13 protein-coding genes are annotated in these 16,280 nt (G+C 74.5%); 8 read left to right on the forward strand and 5 right to left on the reverse strand.

Going from position 1 to position 16,280, the window contains the following annotated elements; genetic code table 11:
* Positions 1-183: 183 nt before the first annotated feature.
* The 4 genes from ACFV9J_RS18095 to ACFV9J_RS18110 form a co-directional block, all read right to left on the reverse strand.
* On the reverse strand, positions 184-2,400 hold the full coding sequence (locus ACFV9J_RS18095; RefSeq protein ID WP_385355360.1) for a prolyl oligopeptidase family protein: 2,217 nt from the start codon (positions 2,398-2,400) through the stop codon (positions 184-186).
* Positions 2,397-3,839, reverse strand: a complete 1,443-nt coding sequence (locus tag ACFV9J_RS18100; RefSeq protein ID WP_385355362.1) for an MFS transporter — start codon at positions 3,837-3,839, stop codon at positions 2,397-2,399. Before ACFV9J_RS18100 ends, ACFV9J_RS18095 begins: the two co-directional genes overlap by 4 nt.
* A 42-nt stretch (positions 3,840-3,881) precedes the next feature.
* Entirely contained in the window at positions 3,882-5,069 is a 1,188-nt protein-coding gene (locus ACFV9J_RS18105; protein ID WP_385355366.1) for a radical SAM protein, read from the reverse strand.
* Positions 5,070-5,207: 138 nt separating this feature from the next.
* The gene (locus tag ACFV9J_RS18110; RefSeq protein ID WP_385355369.1) at positions 5,208-5,567 is read right to left on the reverse strand and encodes a hypothetical protein; all 360 of its coding nucleotides are present in this window, start codon (positions 5,565-5,567) and stop codon (positions 5,208-5,210) included.
* A gap of 343 nt (positions 5,568-5,910) precedes the next feature.
* Between ACFV9J_RS18110 and ACFV9J_RS18115 the strand changes: the two genes are divergently transcribed.
* The 7 genes from ACFV9J_RS18115 to ACFV9J_RS18145 all read left to right on the forward strand — a co-directional run bounded on the left by ACFV9J_RS18115 (position 5,911) and on the right by ACFV9J_RS18145 (position 14,100).
* The gene (locus ACFV9J_RS18115; RefSeq protein ID WP_385355372.1) at positions 5,911-7,008 is read left to right on the forward strand and encodes a radical SAM protein; all 1,098 of its coding nucleotides are present in this window, start codon (positions 5,911-5,913) and stop codon (positions 7,006-7,008) included.
* A gap of 125 nt (positions 7,009-7,133) precedes the next feature.
* Positions 7,134-7,766: a hypothetical protein gene (locus ACFV9J_RS18120; protein WP_385355374.1), complete on the forward strand. Its 633-nt coding sequence runs from the start codon at positions 7,134-7,136 to the stop codon at positions 7,764-7,766.
* Positions 7,759-7,962, forward strand: coding sequence for an aroma-sacti cluster domain-containing protein (locus tag ACFV9J_RS18125; protein ID WP_385355376.1), 204 nt, complete (start codon positions 7,759-7,761; stop codon positions 7,960-7,962). Before ACFV9J_RS18120 ends, ACFV9J_RS18125 begins: the two co-directional genes overlap by 8 nt.
* 81 nt (positions 7,963-8,043) lie before the next feature.
* A complete protein-coding gene (locus tag ACFV9J_RS18130; RefSeq protein ID WP_385355378.1) occupies positions 8,044-11,337 on the forward strand; it encodes an adenylate/guanylate cyclase domain-containing protein in 3,294 nt (1,097 codons plus the stop codon).
* Positions 11,334-12,185, forward strand: coding sequence for a S8 family serine peptidase (locus ACFV9J_RS18135; protein WP_385355381.1), 852 nt, complete (start codon positions 11,334-11,336; stop codon positions 12,183-12,185). The genes ACFV9J_RS18130 and ACFV9J_RS18135 overlap by 4 nt, the downstream gene beginning before the upstream one ends.
* Positions 12,182-12,802: a GAF domain-containing protein gene (locus ACFV9J_RS18140; RefSeq protein ID WP_385355383.1), complete on the forward strand. Its 621-nt coding sequence runs from the start codon at positions 12,182-12,184 to the stop codon at positions 12,800-12,802. Before ACFV9J_RS18135 ends, ACFV9J_RS18140 begins: the two co-directional genes overlap by 4 nt.
* Positions 12,803-12,873: 71 nt before the next feature.
* Positions 12,874-14,100, forward strand: coding sequence for a cytochrome P450 (locus tag ACFV9J_RS18145; protein ID WP_385355385.1), 1,227 nt, complete (start codon positions 12,874-12,876; stop codon positions 14,098-14,100).
* 24 nt (positions 14,101-14,124) lie between these two features.
* Here ACFV9J_RS18145 and ACFV9J_RS18150 read toward each other — a convergent pair whose 3' ends face one another.
* Positions 14,125-15,162, reverse strand: a complete 1,038-nt coding sequence (locus ACFV9J_RS18150; protein ID WP_385355387.1) for a LuxR C-terminal-related transcriptional regulator — start codon at positions 15,160-15,162, stop codon at positions 14,125-14,127.
* Positions 15,163-15,452: 290 nt separating this feature from the next.
* On the opposite strand from ACFV9J_RS18150, the gene ACFV9J_RS18155 reads away from it, so the two are divergent.
* On the forward strand, positions 15,453-16,235 hold the full coding sequence (locus tag ACFV9J_RS18155) for an SDR family NAD(P)-dependent oxidoreductase (RefSeq protein ID WP_385355390.1): 783 nt from the start codon (positions 15,453-15,455) through the stop codon (positions 16,233-16,235).
* The last annotated feature ends 45 nt before the right edge of the window (positions 16,236-16,280 follow it).

The following is a 16,280-nucleotide window of genomic DNA, read 5'->3' on the forward strand; positions in this document are numbered from 1 at the left end:
CCCGGTCGGCTTCCGCCGTACCGGCCGGTCGCGACCCGTCGTGATCTCAGACTGCTCCAGGGCCGGCGGCCGTTGAAGGGAGGGCTTCCATGTCAGAAGCTGCATGCACCAAGAACCCTGTCGATCAAATCGCCCGTTTCCGATGAAAAGGGTGCGCATGTGCTCGCGGCGGGCGCGAGCCGGTCAGGAGCCGAGGGCTGTCAGGCGCAGGTGCTCGGCCAGGAACGCCATCACGTCGGCGAAGAGTTCCGTGGTCGTCGCCGTGCCGCGGATGCCGTGCCCGACCCCGTGTTCCAGGCGCAGCAGGACCGGTCCGCTGCCCGTGGACGCGTGCTGCAGTGCGGCACACATCTTGCGGGCGTGCGACGGGCTGACCCGGGTGTCGCCGTCCGCCGCGCCGAGCAGGACCGCCGGGTAGCGGACGCCCGTGCGGACCCGGTGGTACGGAGAGTAGGCGTGCAGCACGGCGAAGTCTTCGGCGTCCTCGGCGCTGCCGTACTCCTCTCGCCAGCTCGGTCCCATGCCGGAGCGTTCGTAGCGGACCATGTCGAGCAGCGGCGCGACCGCCACGACCGCCGCGTACTTCTCCGGGTGCTGAGTCATCGCGGCGGCCACGGTCAGGCCGCCGTTGGAGCTGCCGAGCAGCCCGAGCCGGGCCGGGTCGGCCCAGCCGGCGGCCACCAGCCAGTCCGCCGCGGCGTCCAGGTCGTCGAACGTGTTCTGCTTGCCGGCACGTCGCCCCGCGTCGTGCCACCGCTGGCCCTCCTCGCCACCGCCGCGCAGGCAGGCGAAGGCGTACACGCCACCTGCCGCGACCCAGGCCAGCGCCTGTGGCGCGAAGCCCGGCACGATGGACGCCCCGAAACCTCCGTAGCCGCTGAGCACGGTCGGCCGCGGCCGGTCGGGGCGGCCGATGGGCGACAGTACGAACAGGGTGACCGGTGTCCCGTCGTGCGAGCGGTAGCGCACCCGCCGTGTGACGCAGGCGGCGGCGCCAGGTGCTGCGGTTCGGTCCTCGTCGGCATCCGGAAGGCGCCCCCCAAGGGCCTCTCCGCCGTCGGCCGGTCCGGTGGCGCCGCCGCCGTGGAGCGGGGTGAGTGTCCCGGAGCGGGCGTCGAAGCGCAGTACGCGGACCGGCGTCGCGTGGTCCGTGTAGCCGAAGTACGCCTCGTGCCCGTCGGGCGCGGCGTGCAACTCGCCGACCGTGCCCGGCCCCGGGAGTTCCAGCGTGCTGAGCCGGCGCCCGGTGGCCAGGTCGTGGACGGTGACCTCGCCGACGGCGTGCCGCACCCTGGTGGCCAGTGCGACGGAGCGGGCGAGTCCGGGCCCGTCCAGCACGGCGAAGTCGGTGAGCACGGCGACCGGGTCCTCGGGGATCAGGACGGTCGGGCGCGGCCCGGCGTCGGGGGGCTCATCCGGCGTCCGCGCCCCGCGGCCCGTCAGTCGCGCCGGTGACGTCACCTCGACCCGCCCGTTGGGCGCGTCCCGGCGGGTCAGGAGGTACGCCGGGCCGTCCGACGCCGTACCGGACGGCAGCAGGAGCGTCGCCCGGGCGCCCACGGGCCCGCCCACCCGGCGCAGTCGGGGCGACTCGGGAGCGGCCTCGCTCAGGTCGGCGAGCCACAGTTCCGTCGCCGGTGAGGCGCCCCGGGTGGCCGTGACCGTGAGCCAGCGGCCGTCGGGGGACAGTGCCGGGGCGTAGTAGTCGTCCATCGCGCGGCCCGCGCCGAAGACCAGCTCGTCGCGCTCCGGGTCGACGCCGATCCGGTGCAGCCGCACCCGGCGGTGGTAGCCCTCCTCCCCCGGTGTGTCCGACGGCGGGAGGTTGCGTACGTAGTAGAAGCCCGCGGAGTCCGGCAGCCAGGCCACGGGAGAGCGCCGCAGCCGGTCGACGGGGCCGTCCACCATGCGCCCGTTCGCCACGTCGAGCACCACGAGTTCGCACCGCTCGGTGCCGCCCGCCGCGTACTGCACCGCGACCAGGGAACCGTCCCAGGACGGTTCCCAGCTCTCCAGTACGGTCAGCCCCGCCGGGTCGTGGGCGAGCGGATCCCACAGGGTGCGTGCGCCGCCGTCTTCCACGACCCGCAGTACGGGCTGGTCACGACCCGGGGCGCGGACGGTGTCGAAGAGCCTCCCGCCCCGGGGGACGGGGGCGGTGACCGAGCCGCCGGCCATCAGGGCCGCCAGGTGCCGGCGCAGCGGCCCCAGTGCCGCCCAGGTGTTCCTGTGCGCCGCGAACAGTGCGTCCTGAGCGGTGCTCCACGCGGTGGTGGCCGGGTCGGCCTCGTCCTCCAGCCACCGGTAGGGGTCGGACACGGCCGTGCCGTGCAGAAGCTCCACGGGACCCGTCCGCCGGACCGGCGGGTATGCGGGGGCGGCAGCGGCGGGGGCGGTCACGAGGGCTCCTCGGCACGGTCGTCGTCGGTCTTCGCGGGGGCGGGGTCTCGGCGGGGGGCGGTTTCGGGGTCGTCGGGCTCGGCTCCGGAGCCGCCGGGGGCCGAGTCCCAGTGCAGGACGAGATCACCCTTCGGATGATCGGCGGGAGCCCCCTCGGCCGCGGCGCCCCCGGCCGGCGCCTTCCCGGCCGCGGACCTGCCGGCCGTCGTCCCCTCCGCCTCCGCGGCCGTCGGTACCAGTGATCCGCCCCGCAGCAGCGGGATCGCGGCGACCGCCGTCGCGGCGGCCACCAGGACGGCCAGCAGCAGCCAGGTGTTCGACACCCCCACGTCCTCGATCAGGATGCCCACCGCGGCGGGCCCCACCGCCGCGAGACCGGCGATCAGCAGGTTGCCCGCGGTGCTGACCCGGCCGAGCAGTTCCCGTGGCGGGCCGGTCATCAGAGCGCCGCCCACGACGATCCCGGCCGGCGAGGTGAGGAAGATCAGCAGCACCAGCACCACACCGACCACCAGGGGCCCCGGTGGGACCGCGAGGACCGCCAGGCCCAGCGCCCAGGTCACGCCCACGGCCAGGAACAACCGTGCCGGGCTGAGCAGCCGGAGCACCCTGGGCGCCGCCAGGGCGCCGAGTACGGCACCGACACCGGCGCAGGCCATCACGAGGCCGATCGCCGTGCTCCCGGTGTGCTGCCCCCGCAGGGTGATCACCACGGCCACCTCCGCGGCCGAGCCGGCCAGGTTGAGCACCGCGGCGAACAGCAGCGCCCGCAGCAGCGTGGGATTGCGCCCGAGCCAACGCAGCCCGGCGAGGGGACTGCCGTCGGCGGCGGCGGACGGCTCGTCCGACGGCGCCCGGGCGGTCATGCGGAGCAGCAGCACCGCGGAGACCCCGTAGGAGAGGGCGTCGACGGTGAACGGGAGCAGCCGGTCCACGGCGAACAGCCAGCCGCCGACGAAGGGCCCCACCAGAGAGGCGACCGACAGCGCGGCCTGGCTCTTCGCCAGGGCGTCGGGCAACTGGCCCTCGGACACCACGTCCCGCACGGCGATGACGCTGGCCGGGGAGAAGACCGCCGTGGCGCAGCCCTCCACCACGGCGACGGCGAGCAGGTGCGGGTAGCCGAGCGCGCCGAACGCCGCGACGGCCGGGATGCTGCCCACGGCCACCATCCGGATCAGGTCCGTGCCGACCAGCAGCCGCTGCCGGTCCACCCGGTCGGCCAACTGCCCGGCGGGCAGGCGCAGGACGAAACGGGTCAGCAGCGACGCGGTGGCCAGCAGTCCTGCCTGGGCGGCGCCCTGCCCCAGCGAGAGGACGAGCAGGGGGAAGGCGATGAGGGACATCTGCGAGCCCAGCGTGGAGAGCGCCGAGCTGATCCAGTACAGCCTGAAGTCCTTGTTGACACGCAGGACCCCGGTACCGGCGGTGCCGTTCATGTAATACCTCCGAGACCCGGCGGGGTCAGCTCGCGGGCCTTGTCACAGACGGCCCGCACCGTCCAGTAGGTCGAGCAGGGCGGCGTCCACCTCGTCCTGGAAGGCGGTCAGCGCCGCCGCGCTCTCACCGTGCTGGTACTGGTCGGTGCAGGTGATCCAGCGACCCTCGGTCTGCTTCGCCGGCAGGTAGCCCTCGTCGATCGCGCCCACCGTCCAGTCGGGCCGGCCCGCGGTCTCCCAGCAGCTGGACAGGGAGCCGTCCGCACTGACCACCGCGCCGTAGCGGCCGTCGGGGTGGTCGCACGCCTGGCAGCCCTTGCCGGAGCGGGGGCGGGTCAGCGAGAAGCCGCGCTCCAGCGCCAGCCGGTGCCAGCGGGTGAAGTCGGCGGCGAGCGCGCCGCCGTATTCCAGGTCGTTGCCGTAGCCGACGCCGACGTCGCCGATCAGGGCGAACTGGATACCGCACAGAGACGGGTCAAGGCGCTCCGCGAGTCGTTCCACCAGGGCGTCCATCCCGTGGCTGTTGTGGTGCGAGACGTTGATCCGCAGGTGCCAGCGCAGCGGCACGGTCCGCATCGCGCGGGCCGCGTTCGCCACGATGTGGTCGAAGGTGGCCTTGCCGGACCGGGTGACGCGAATGGCGTCGTGTTCGGACCGGTCGCCGTCGAGGGTGAGCTGGACGGACTTCAGCCCGGCCTCGTACAGGCCCTTGATGATCAGTGGTGTCATCAGCGTGCCGTTGGACGTCATCGACGCCTTCAGTTCGCCCAGTTCGGCCGCGCGCCGCAGCAGTTCGAGGGCGCCGCGCGGATTGAGCAGGGGTTCGCCGCCGAACAGCATGAGAGCGAGGGAGTCGAACCCGCCCGCCCGCATCCGCTGCCGCGTGAAGTCCAGCACGCGGGTGATCGTGTCGGACGTGAGCCGGGCGTGGGCGATACGCGGCGGCCGTGCCCCGCCGCGCGGGTCCTGCGCGGTGTTCTGGAAGCAGTAGCCGCAGCCGAGGTTGCAGTCGGTACTGGTGAGCACGGTCAGCGAGTAGGAGCCGGGCTCGCGCCGCCGCAGCAGTCCTTGGGCGCGCAGCCGCTCCATGACGACCGGTCTGGGCACACCTTCCGGATCCACCTGCGCGGGGCGCAGCCTGGCGTAGCCGTTCTCGCTGACGAACCACCAGCCATCGGGGGCGGGGAGCAGGCGCGAGGGCGCGTCCGCGACGGGTTGCGGGCTGAGCATCCGGAGCACGGTGCCTCCTGTCGGACGGAACGGATGGAACGGATGGAACGGATGGAACGGGACGGGCTGGTGGCCACCGGCCCAGGGGCGCACGGCGTACGCCCCTGGGCCCGGCGGTGTTCTACGGCTCGGGTCCGGTCAGGCCTCGGGCTCGTCGACGGCCGTACCCGTGTTCACACCGCACCACGGCGTGTCCTCGCCCGCGGAGTGCGCCTTGACGTCCGGCTCGTCCACCGCCGTACCCGTGTTCACACCGCACCAGGGGGTGTCCTCACCCGCCGAGTGCGCCTTGACGTCCGGCTCGTCCACCGCCGTACCCGTGTTCACACCGCACCAGGGGGTGTCCTCACCCGCCGAGTGCGCCGTGACGTCCGGCTCGGCCACGGCGGTACCGGTGTTGACGGCACACCACGGCGTGTCCTCGCCGGCGGAGTGCGCGGTGACCTCGGACTCGGGCTCGGGCTGCTCGTCTGAGGCGGGCTTGTTGTTCTCGGCCATCGTGGTCTCCAGATCTGTACGGAGGAATGAGGCTCTCGGGGAGTTGCGGCGCCAACTCTGGGCGCCGACGCTTCGCTCGCGGTTGCCCCGCGATTCGGTCCCGGTATCGCCGCAGCCCGGCGGGGCCGCCGACAGCCGTCCGCCGCCGTGTGCGAGCGCCGACCCGGCGCGCGGTCCGGGCGTCCGGGCGTGGCACGGGGCCCCGGGCCCCCTCCCGGCTGCGGCTATACCGCCATGAGTGCAATCGCCAACCGGTGCGGAACCGGTCCCCGGGACGGTGCTGTGCGGGAACCCATGAACGGGTGTCCCGACTCGGACGCCCGTCAGCCGGAAGGAGCCCGCGGTGGAACTCGCCGAACTGGTCGGACTGCGGCCCGTACCCTGCGCCGGCGTACTGCTGATGCTCACCCAGCGCTGTCCGCTGCACTGCGCCCACTGCTCGACCTCGTCCACCATGGCGGGCGCGCACGCGGACGGCGCGACGCTGCTGCGCCTGGTCGAGTCCTTCGGCCCCGAGGACCGCCCGGAACTGCTGATGCTCACCGGCGGGGAGCCGTTGCTGCGTCCCCGGCTGGTGACCGACCTCGCCGAGGCGGCAAGGGCCCGCGGCGTACGCACCGCCCTGTTGAGCGGCATGTTCTTCGCCCGCCGCGGCCGACTGCCCGCCTCGATCCGGCGTGCGGCCCACGCAGTCGACCACTTCTCCGCGAGCATCGACCGTGAACACGAACGCGAGGTGCCGAGGGCCGAGGTCCTGCGGGTACTGGCGGCGCTCCTGGAGGACGGGACGGCCGTGAGTCTGCACATCACGGGTCTCGGTGCCGACGATCCGTATCTGGCCGAGGTCACCCGGGAGGTCCGGCTGGCCTTCGGCGACCGGGTGCCGATGCTCGTGAACGAGGTGCGCGCGGTGGGCCGTGCGGCGTCGTGGGGCGGGGCCTCGGCCGTGCCCCCTGCGGCGCCGCCGGACACCGCTGAGGTCCTCCCCTGCGCGATGGCCGCCTGGCCGGTCATCGCGCCCGACGGTGCGGTGCTCGCCTGCGGAAACCAGGACGCCGTGGATCTGCGGCCCGTGCCGGAGCACCTCCTGCTCGGGCACGTGCTCCGGGACGACTGGCCGACGCTGCGCCGACGTGCCCTGGAGTCACCCGAGTTGCGGCTGATCCGGGCGCTGGGACCGCTGCACCTGCGCAGCCGCTTCGGACCCGGGGCTTCCGGGGCAGGTGCGTGCGGCACCGACGGATACTGCGCGAGCTGTGTCGCACTCCCCCGGGACGGCGCGCTGCGCGAGGCCGTGCGTGGCTTCGGTGCCGGGCCTGCCGGGGAACTGCTCGACGCGTACGCGGCCCGGACGCAGGCACGCTCCGGACCGGTCGCGCTCGTGCGGCGTTTCGGTTGCGCGCGCTACGCGGACCTGGTCGCTCCGGAGGGCTCCCGATGACGGCCGCCCGAAACCGGACCGCGCCTTCGCCTGCGCCTTCGCCTTCGCCTTCGCCTTCGCCTTCGAGGGCACGTCTGCCGCACAGCCAGGCCCTGTACCTCAAGATCAGGCTGGTCGACGACGGGTTGAGTGCCTCGCTGGCCGGCCTGTGGCGGGACGACGGCGACCTGCTCCCGCGGTACGCCCGCTACCTGGCGGCCATGCACCAGGTGATCCGCGCGTCGGTGCCGCTGATGGAGCTGGCGGGCGCGCGCTGCGCCGAGCGCGGGGACGCCGACGCGCTCTGCGCGCCCCTCGCCGCCTATTTCGCGCGGCACATCACGGAGGAACGGGATCATGACCAGTGGCTGCTGGAGGACCTGGCCGTGCTGCGCGGCAGCCGCGGCCCGGCTCCGGCACCGTGGGGCGGCGCGGCGGCCGCGCGCCTGGTCGGCGCCCAGTACTACTGGATCGAGCACACCCATCCGGTGTCCCTGCTCGGGTACATGGCCGTACTCGAGGGCCGTGCCCCGGCCGCCGGGCTGACCGAGCGGCTCGCGGCGCTGACCGGACTGACCGCCTCGGCGTTCCGCACCGTACACGCCCACGCCGCCCTGGACCCCGGCCATGCCGGCGAGCTGGACGCCCTGCTCGACGGCTTGGCGTTGAGCGGCGCGGAGAGCGCCGCCATCGGGGCGAGCGCACTGCACACCGTCGGTGCCCTGACCGACCTGATCACCGAGATTCGCGCACAGCGCCCCGGAGGCAACCGTGGATGACTTCGGCAATCCCGTACTGGACCGACTCGCCGCGGCCGGCCTGCCGCTGGCCGCGCTGAGCGAGGAGCAGCGGGACGTCCTCGGCTCGATGTCGGAAGAGGAGGTCGGACTGCTGCTCGGCCTCAAGGCACGGCTCGACGAGGTCGAACCGGAGGTCCAGGCGCACACCAGCCTGGCCGGCGGCGCCCTGTTCTGACCCGCCCGGCCGCCACGGACCGCGCGTCCACGGCATCCCGTCGCGCCCGGACCGTACCCGCCCAGCCCCGAAAGGAGGCCCGTGAACTGCCGTTCGTGTTCCGAGACGCTGCCGGGCAACGCCCGCTTCTGCCCGCACTGCGGTGAGCCCGTGGCCGCCGCCTCCACCCGGCAGGGGCAGGAGCGTCGGCCGGTCACCGTACTCTTCTGCGACCTGGTCGGCTCCACCGCCCTGTCCGGCCGGCTCGACCCGGAGACGCTGCGGTCCGTCGTACTGCGGTACTTCGACGCCGTGCGCGCCCCCATCGAGGCGCACGGCGGGACCGTCGAGAAGTTCATCGGCGACGCCGTGATGGCCGTCTTCGGCATTCCACGGCTGCACGAGAACGACGCGCTGCGCGCGGCCGCCGCCGCGCTGGGGGTGCTGGGCGCCGTCGAGCGCCTCAACCGGGAACTCGACGCGTCGCTCGGCGTACGCCTGGTCGTGCGGATCGGCGTGAGCAGCGGCGAGGCGGTGGTCGCCACCGACGCCGACGCGCGACAGGTCCTCGTGTCGGGCGAAGTCCCCAACGTGGCTGCCCGGCTGGAGCAGAACGCGGCGCCAGGTGAGATCCTCATCTGCCCGGAGACCCGCCTCGCCGTCGCCTCGGCGGCCGTCGTGGACGACGCGGGTCCACTGGAACTGCGCGGCAAGGCCGAGGCCGTACGGGCCTTCCGGCTGCGCGCCCTGAACGGCGACGACCCCGACATGTTGCGCAGGTTCGATCTGCCCTTCGTGGGCCGAGGCCCGCAACTAGCCGCCTTGAACGACGCGTTGGCGGACGTGACGAGGCAGCGTACGGTGCGGCTGCTGACGCTGAGGGCCGAAGCGGGACTGGGCAAGACCCGGCTGCTGCGGGAGTGGCTGGACCGCACCCCGACCCGGCGGGCGCGGGCGGGCACCGGGCGCTGCCGCCCGTACGGCGAGAGCGGAAGTCTCACCTCGCTGGCCGAGGCCGTGACCGCGCTGCTCGCCGCGGACGGCGCCCCCGCCACCGGCCCGGACGCGGCGGCCGGGGCGCCGGACCTGTCGGACGCACTGGCCCTGCTGCGTGCGGGGATGCTGCACGACGGCACCCCCGATCCGTCCGTCGAGGACACCTGCGCCGCGCTCGCGGTCGTGCTGCGAGGGCTGGCGGCCGAACAGCCCGTGGTGCTGGTGCTGGACGACTTCCACTGGTCGCGGGCCGCCCTGCGCGCCTGCGTGGAACGGCTGTCGGCCTTCGCGGCGGACATCCCCCTACTGCTGATCTGCGCCGGACGCCCGGAGGACCCCGCCGACCTCGCCCCCGCAGCGGCCGGGGCGGAAACCCGGGCGCACGCCCTGCTGACACTCCCGCCGCTGTCGGAGGCCGAATGTGCCCGCCTCGCCGCCGCGCACGCCGAACGGACCCCGGCCGGCGGGCTGTCCGGTGCGGGCGGTCCGCCCGTCTCCGTGCCCGCCCGCGTCCTCGAACGAGCCGAGGGCAACCCGCTGCTGCTGGAACAGCTTCTCGTGGTCGCCGGCGCCGCCGGTGACGAAGACCTGCCGCCCACGGTTCAGGCCCTGCTGGGGGTCCGCATCGACGCGCTGGGCGCGGCCGAACGCGCCGCCCTGTCCCTCGCCGCGGTCCTCGGCCGCGAGTTCGAGGCCGAGCAGGTCACGGGGCTGGCCCACTCCGGTCCCGAGGGTGCGCCCGGCGGCGAGCTGTGGAACGCCACCGCGACCGCGCTGCGCGACCTGACCCGCCACACCATGGTCGAGGAGGTGCGGCGGCGGGACCGCTCCGCCGGCCGTTACCGCTTCGCCAACGGCCTGGTCCAGGAGGTCTCGTACCAGCGCACCGCCAAGCGGACCAGGGCGGACCGTCACGAACGCACCGCAGACATGCTCGCGGCGTCCGCCGCCCCGGACCACGAGGTCGGCGCCCACCTGGAACACGCCCACCACTACCGCTCCGAACTGGGCATGGCCGACGACCACACGGAGCGCCTGCGGGTCCACGCGGCCAGGTACACGGCCGCCGCCGGGGCGCGCGCGCTGGCCCGCGCCGACCTCGGCTGGGCGGAACCGCTGCTGCGGCGCGCGGCAGCGCTGACCCTCCCGCAGGACGCGCAACGCCTGTATGTGCTCTGGCAACTGGCCGAAGCACTGGTCGCGGCGGGCGAGCTGGACGAGGGCCGCACGCTGCTCGCGGAGATCCTGGCGACCACGGAGACGGAGCCGGCCACCGACCCGGCCACGACCACCGACGCGGCGGCGGACACGGCTTCAGACGCGACCACCGCCCCGTGCCGCACCGGCCCCGGCCGCACCTCCCGCGCGCTGATCCGCGCGCACGCCCGGCTCGCGAGCGCCGTGCACGCCGGCACGGACGCGGACCCCTTCCACGCCGCACACGTGGCCGACGAGCTGATGGGCGGTTTCGTCGCCGCGGGGGACGAACTCGGCCAGGCCCGGGCCAGCCTCCGCATGGCCCAGGCGCGGCAGACCCTCGGCCGCCACGGCGAGGCCGAGCGGCTGCTGCTGCGGGCCGCCGAGCACGCGCTGCGCGCCGACGCCGAACCGGAGCGCGCGGCCGTGCTCGGCGCGCTGGGGATCTCCCTGTGGGGCGGGCCCACTCCGGTGCCCGAAGCCGTGGCACGCTGCCGGGCGCTGCTTGCGCGCCACGGCGTCCGGCGCATCGTGCGGGTCACCCTCAACGGCCCGCTGGCCGTGCTGTTGGCCCTCGACGACCGGCCCGAGGAGGCCGCCGCGTGCCTGGACACCGCCGAGGAGGGCGCACGCGACTGCGGGTACGCCGAGACGGCCGTCTTCCTCCCGTTCTTCCGCGCCACCGTGGCCTCGCTCACCGGCCGCCCGCAGGCGGCGTACGAACTGCTGCGGCAGGCGGGCCGGGCCGCGTCGCGCCTGGGGGCGGCGGGGACGCCGGGCCAGTTCACGCGTGCCGAGGCCAGGGTGCTGCTCGACGCCGGTCGCCCCGCCGCCGCGCGGAGGCTGCTGCCGTCGGGCCCGCCCGGCCCGTTGCCCCTGGAGGACGCCGTCGACCTGCACGGGCTGCTCGCCCGTACGCTCGTCTCCACCGACCCCGCGCACGCCCTTGAGCTGGCCCGGCAGGCGGTGGCCGAGGCCAAGACTGCCGACTCGCCGGTGCTCCAGGCCACCGCGGCCCTCGATCTGGCCTGCTGCGCCGCGGAGTCGGGACTGGGCGACGAAGCGCACCGGTCCGCCGGTACGGCGCGGGCCCTGTTCACCGCCAAGGGCCATCGACCGGGCGCGCGCCGCGCCGAAGAGTTCCTGGGCCAGTCCGGTCGCCACCACGGCGCACCCGGTCCCGCTGGAGGGATGACCGCATGACAGCGCCGACCACCGATCCGACCGCGCCGCCGGCCGGGCTCACCTGGAGTCTGCGCGGGCGCACCCCGCTGGACATCGCGCTCGCCGCCGACGGGCCGCCCGTCACCCCCGACTGGGCCTGGGGCGGGTCCGGCGGCGCCGGAGTGCGGGTGTGCGTCCTGGACAGCGGCGTCGAACGCGACCATCCGGACGTGGGGCCGGTCGACGGGTCCTGGGTGGTCACCTGCGACGACGACGGGCCACGCGTCAGGCCCACCGACACCGGGGACACCTGCGGACACGGCACCGCGTGCGCCGGGATCGTCCGGCGGCTCGCGCCCGACTGCGAACTGCACAGCGTCCGCGTGCTGGGCGAGCGCTTCTCCGGCACCGGCGACGTGCTGCTCGCCGGGCTGCGCTGGGCCGTGCGGGAGGGGTTCGACGTGGTCAACCTGAGCCTGTCGACGACCCGCGTCCGGTTCACCCGGGAACTGCGCGAGCTGGCCGACGAGGCGTACTTCCGCGGCACCGCGCTCGTCGCGTCGGCGCACAACTCCCCCGTGGAGAGCTTCCCCTGGCGGTTCTCCTCGGTGTTCTCGGTGGGCAGCCACCAGGAGACAGGCCCGGGCCTGCACCTCTACAACCCCGAGCCGCCCGTGGAGTTCTTCGCCCCCGGCCAGGACATCCCGGTCGCCTGGCTGAACGGCGGGCGGATCCGCACCACCGGCAACAGCTTCGCCGCCCCCTACATCGCCGGGACCTGCGCACGCGTGCGGTCCAAGCACCCGGGCCTGACCCTGTTCCAGCTCAAGAGCGTCCTCTATCTCACCGCAGCCAACGTACGAGTCGATTCCAGAGGTGCAGCATGAGCCACCCCGACAACGCGGCCCCGCAGCTGCTCGACCCGCGGGCACACGAACTGCTCCAGTCCGTCGTGGACACCGCGCGGGCCATTTTCGGCGCGGCGGCCAGCTCGATCTTCCTGTTCGACGAGGCAGCCGGTGAACTGGTCTTCCAGGCGGTCTCCGGCGAGGGACAGGATTTCCTCGTCGGCCGCAGGTTCCCCGCCGGACGCGGCATCGCGGGGTGGGTGGTCGGCTCCGGCGAGCCCGTGGTCGTGGACGACCTCGCACACGACCCCGGCTTCGCCCGTGACCTGGCCGAGTCCACCCGGTTCGTGCCCACCGCGCTGATGGCCGCACCGCTGCTGGACTCCTCCGGCGTCCTCGGCGTGCTGGAAGTCCTGGACCCGGCCCCGCAGGCCCGCTCCGACCTGGCCGAACTCGACCTGCTCTCCCTCTTCGCCCGCCAGTCCGCCAGCGCTCTGCGCGTGGTGACGGAAGGTGTCCCCGGCCATCCGCACCTCGGGCGGGAGGCGACGGGAGTGCGGGCGGTCGCCGAACTCGACGCGGCGGGCCGAGCGGTGGGCCTGGTCCTGGTCGACGCCGTACGCGACCTGCTCCTGGCACCGGGCAGCCGCCCCTGAACGGCCCGCGCCCCGGCTCCGGCCGCCGCGGCGCCCGGCACCCCTGCACCCTGACGTCCAAGGAGCCCTTCGTGTCCTTCGTGTCCTTCGAACCGACCGACTCGCCGCTGGGCGCCGCCTTCGTCTCGGACCCCGGACCCGTGCTGGCCCGGATGCGGGAGGCCTGCCCGGTGACCCGTACCGTCACACCCGCGGGGCGCGTCGTGTGGGTGGTGACCCGGGAGGCGGACGTACGTGCCGCGCTGCGCGATCCGCGACTGTCGTTGCACAGCGTGCCGCACCCGTCCGGGCGGCGCCGACGCGCCCTGGACCGGACGCTGGTGAACTACGACCCGCCCGACCACACCCGGCTGCGGCGCCTGGCCGCGCCGTGGCTCGCCCCGGCGCGGCTGGCCCCCCTGCGACCCCGCGTGGACGCCGTGGCCCGGCGCACGCTGGACGCACTCGGGCACCCCGAACGCCTGGAGCTGCTAGGGGACTTCGCGCGCCCCTTCGCGTTCGCCGTGCTGTGCGAAGTCATGGGCGTCGCGGAAGGCGACCGTCCCCCCGTCCGGCGGGCACTCGACGTCCTGGCCGACTCCGGCGGCGGCACCGACCGGGAGCGGGAGTCGGCCCTGGACGCCCTGGACGCTTGTGTGCGCGACGAGGCCGACCGGGAACGGCCGCCGGACGGCGTCGGCGGGGTGTTCGCGGAGACCGTACGGGCCTGGCGGGCCGCCGGCGGCGCGGCGGACGGGCCGCCCGTGCCCCGGGACGAGCTGCTCGACCTGCTCGCGATGCTGCTGCTGGCCGGGTACGACAGCACGGTGCAGGCACTCGGCATGGCCGTGCTGGCACTGGTCACCGCCCGACCGGGCACGCTGGCCTCGCTCGCCGCCGACCCCGCGTCCGTGCCCGGCGCGCTGGACGAGTTGCTGCGCGTTGACACGCCCGGCCCCTTCGCGACCACTCGGCATGCCCTGAGCGACGTAGAGGTCTCAGGCACGATGATTCCGGCCGGAAGCGCGGTGCTGCTGTCGGTGCACGCCGCCAACCACGACCCGCGCGCACACGAGGAGCCGCACCGGCTGCGGCTGGACCGAGCCACCCGGGCCCGCCAGTTGAGCTTTGGGCTGGGCGCGCACTACTGCCTGGGATCGGCCGTGGCCAGGATGTCCCTGACCGCGGCCCTGGAAGCGCTGGCCGTCCGGCTGCCCCACCTGCGGCCGGCCGTTCCGGCGGACCGGCTGCGCTGGGGCGGCGGCCACCAGCACCGCCGGCTGCTGGAACTGCCGCTGCTCGCCGGGACGCCCCGGTGAGCGCACGGTCGGCACGGCCGCGCCTCACCCCTGCTCGGCCTCCGGTCGCTTGGTGGCCGTGGTCGCCGGCAGCTCCACCGCCAGCTGCGCACTCACGTCGAGCCGGGTACGGGCGAGGTAGCCCGCCTGGAACCGGCTGGACGCCCCCAGCGCCTCCATCAGCTCGGCGACGTGCTTGCGACAGGTGCGCAGCGACATGCCCAGGCGCCGTGCGATCATCTCGTCCTTCATGCCCTCCGCGAGCAGGCGGCTCACCGCGCGCTTCACATCGTCCAGGACGTAGTCCCACTGCCGCAGCGGGGTGTACGCCTCGGCGGCGGACCAGGACCGGTCGAACACCCCGCACAGGTACAGCACCAGCGACGGCTCGCGGACCACGACCGCACCGTCGATACTGAGCCGGTGCGGCAGCACCGCCACCTCCCGGTCGAAGACGAGGATCCGGCCGAACAGTTCGGTGAGCGTCCGGACTTCGGCGCCCGCGGCGGTGACCCGCTCCACGTACTCCTGGGTCGGCGCGTGCCGCCGGGCGGTGTGCTGGTAGAGCGTGTGCATGCGCACCCCGCGGCGGATCATCGCGAGGTCCCGCGCGAACGCCTGCTCGAGCAGGTGCGGTGCGCGGGGGCCGCCCGGCTGCGCCGTCAGCACCTCGGTCCGGCAGGTCGTCGTCAGCCACTCGATCAGGTCGAGCACCGTCGGCAGGTCGAGGATCTCGTCGAAGCCGCTGGTGCCCGACCGCCGGCTGCCCGCGGCGTACACCTCTTCCAGGACCGAGAGCTGCGCGCGCGCCCGTCCCGCGTCGGCCAGCCGACGCCGCAGCTCCGCCTCGACCGGTGCCACCCGGCCGGCCGCCGCCACGGCCGGCGGCACCGGGAGGAACACGCGGGCGGAACTGTCCGCCTGGGGCTCCTCCTTGGGGCGCAGCAGGTGCAGGTCGAGCAGGACGGAGACGGCTCCGGCCGCCTGCGCGTCGGCCAGTCCTAACTCCTGCGAGACCTGTCTTCGAGTCAGATTGCCTTTCCGCAGGGCGAGTTGGTAGACGAGGATGTCCTGCTCGCTCAAGTGGGGAAAGGTGGTCGGCGTGTCTGGTTGGTCGACCATGTTGCCTCCCGGGGCCAGGGTCATGGGTGGTGACCGAACCGACACCCGGGCAGCCGCGGCGCCCCTGGGCCACAAGCAGTGAGCCTGATGCACACACGCTTCCCCCGTACGAGCGCGGCGGACGCCACACGCCGAATAGCGTACATCCGGAAAATAGGACTGGCCAGGACGGGTCGACGGGCCGATCCCCGCCCCGGGTCCATGTCCGTTCACCGCCAGCACGGGCACGGCGGGGCCGCTGGGATGGACCCATGAACACGGACACGAACACGCACATCAACCCACTCGCCCCCACCACCACTCCTCTGACCGCCCGTACCGCCCTCGTGACCGGTGGCAGCCGTGGCATCGGCGCGGCGACCGTCCTGCGGCTGGCCCGGGAGGGCGCGGACGTGGCCCTCACCTACGTGAACGGCACGGACGCGGCCGAGGACGTCGTACGGGCCGTCGAGGCGCTGGGGCGCCGCGCGGTGGCCCTGCGGGCCGACTCCGCCGACGCGGACGAGGCGGCGGGGGCGGTCGAGCGGGCCGCCACCGCGCTCGGCGGCGGCCTCGACGTGCTGGTCAACAACGTGGGCCTCGGCCTGCTCGGCCCGCTGGAGAGCATGTCCCTCGCCGACGTCGACCGGCTGCTGGCCGTGAACGTCCGCGGTGTCTTCCTGGCCTCCCAGGCGGCCGCGGCCCGCATGACGGAGGGCGGGCGGATCATCACCGTCGGCACCTGCATGTCCCAGCGGGTGCCGGGGCCCGGCGGCACGCTCTACGCGATGAGCAAGTCGGCGCTGATCGGGCTGACCAAGGCCCTGGCGAGGGAGCTGGGCCCGCGCGGGATCACGGCGAACATCGTGCACCCGGGGCCGATCGACACCGGCATGAACCCGGCGGACGGCCCCTACGCGGACGGACAGGCGGCCCTGACGGCGCTGGGCCGCTTCGGCACGGCGGACGAGGTGGCGTCGACGGTGGCGTACCTGGCGAGCGCCTCGTACGTCACCGGCGCGGAGTACGCGGTGGACGGCGGCCACGCCGCGTAGCCGCCCCCGGCATGAGCGCGGGGCGCACCGGTGCTGTCCTGCCGG

Source organism: Streptomyces sp. NPDC059906 (assembly GCF_042730645.1).
Classification (GTDB): Bacteria; Actinomycetota; Actinomycetes; order Streptomycetales; family Streptomycetaceae; genus Streptomyces; species Streptomyces rubrogriseus.

What these genes read in the sequence shown, in the direction of transcription:
- ACFV9J_RS18100 (WP_385355362.1), bottom strand. Translation starts at nt 3,839, where the DNA reads ATGAACGGCACCGCCGGTACCGGGGTCCTGCGTGTCAACAAGGACTTC.
- ACFV9J_RS18105 (WP_385355366.1), bottom strand. Translation starts at nt 5,069, where the DNA reads ATGCTCAGCCCGCAACCCGTCGCGGACGCGCCCTCGCGCCTGCTCCCC.
- ACFV9J_RS18110 (WP_385355369.1), bottom strand. Translation starts at nt 5,567, where the DNA reads ATGGCCGAGAACAACAAGCCCGCCTCAGACGAGCAGCCCGAGCCCGAG.
- ACFV9J_RS18135 (WP_385355381.1), top strand. Translation starts at nt 11,334, where the DNA reads ATGACAGCGCCGACCACCGATCCGACCGCGCCGCCGGCCGGGCTCACC.
- ACFV9J_RS18140 (WP_385355383.1), top strand. Translation starts at nt 12,182, where the DNA reads ATGAGCCACCCCGACAACGCGGCCCCGCAGCTGCTCGACCCGCGGGCA.
- ACFV9J_RS18155 (WP_385355390.1), top strand. Translation starts at nt 15,453, where the DNA reads ATGAACACGGACACGAACACGCACATCAACCCACTCGCCCCCACCACC.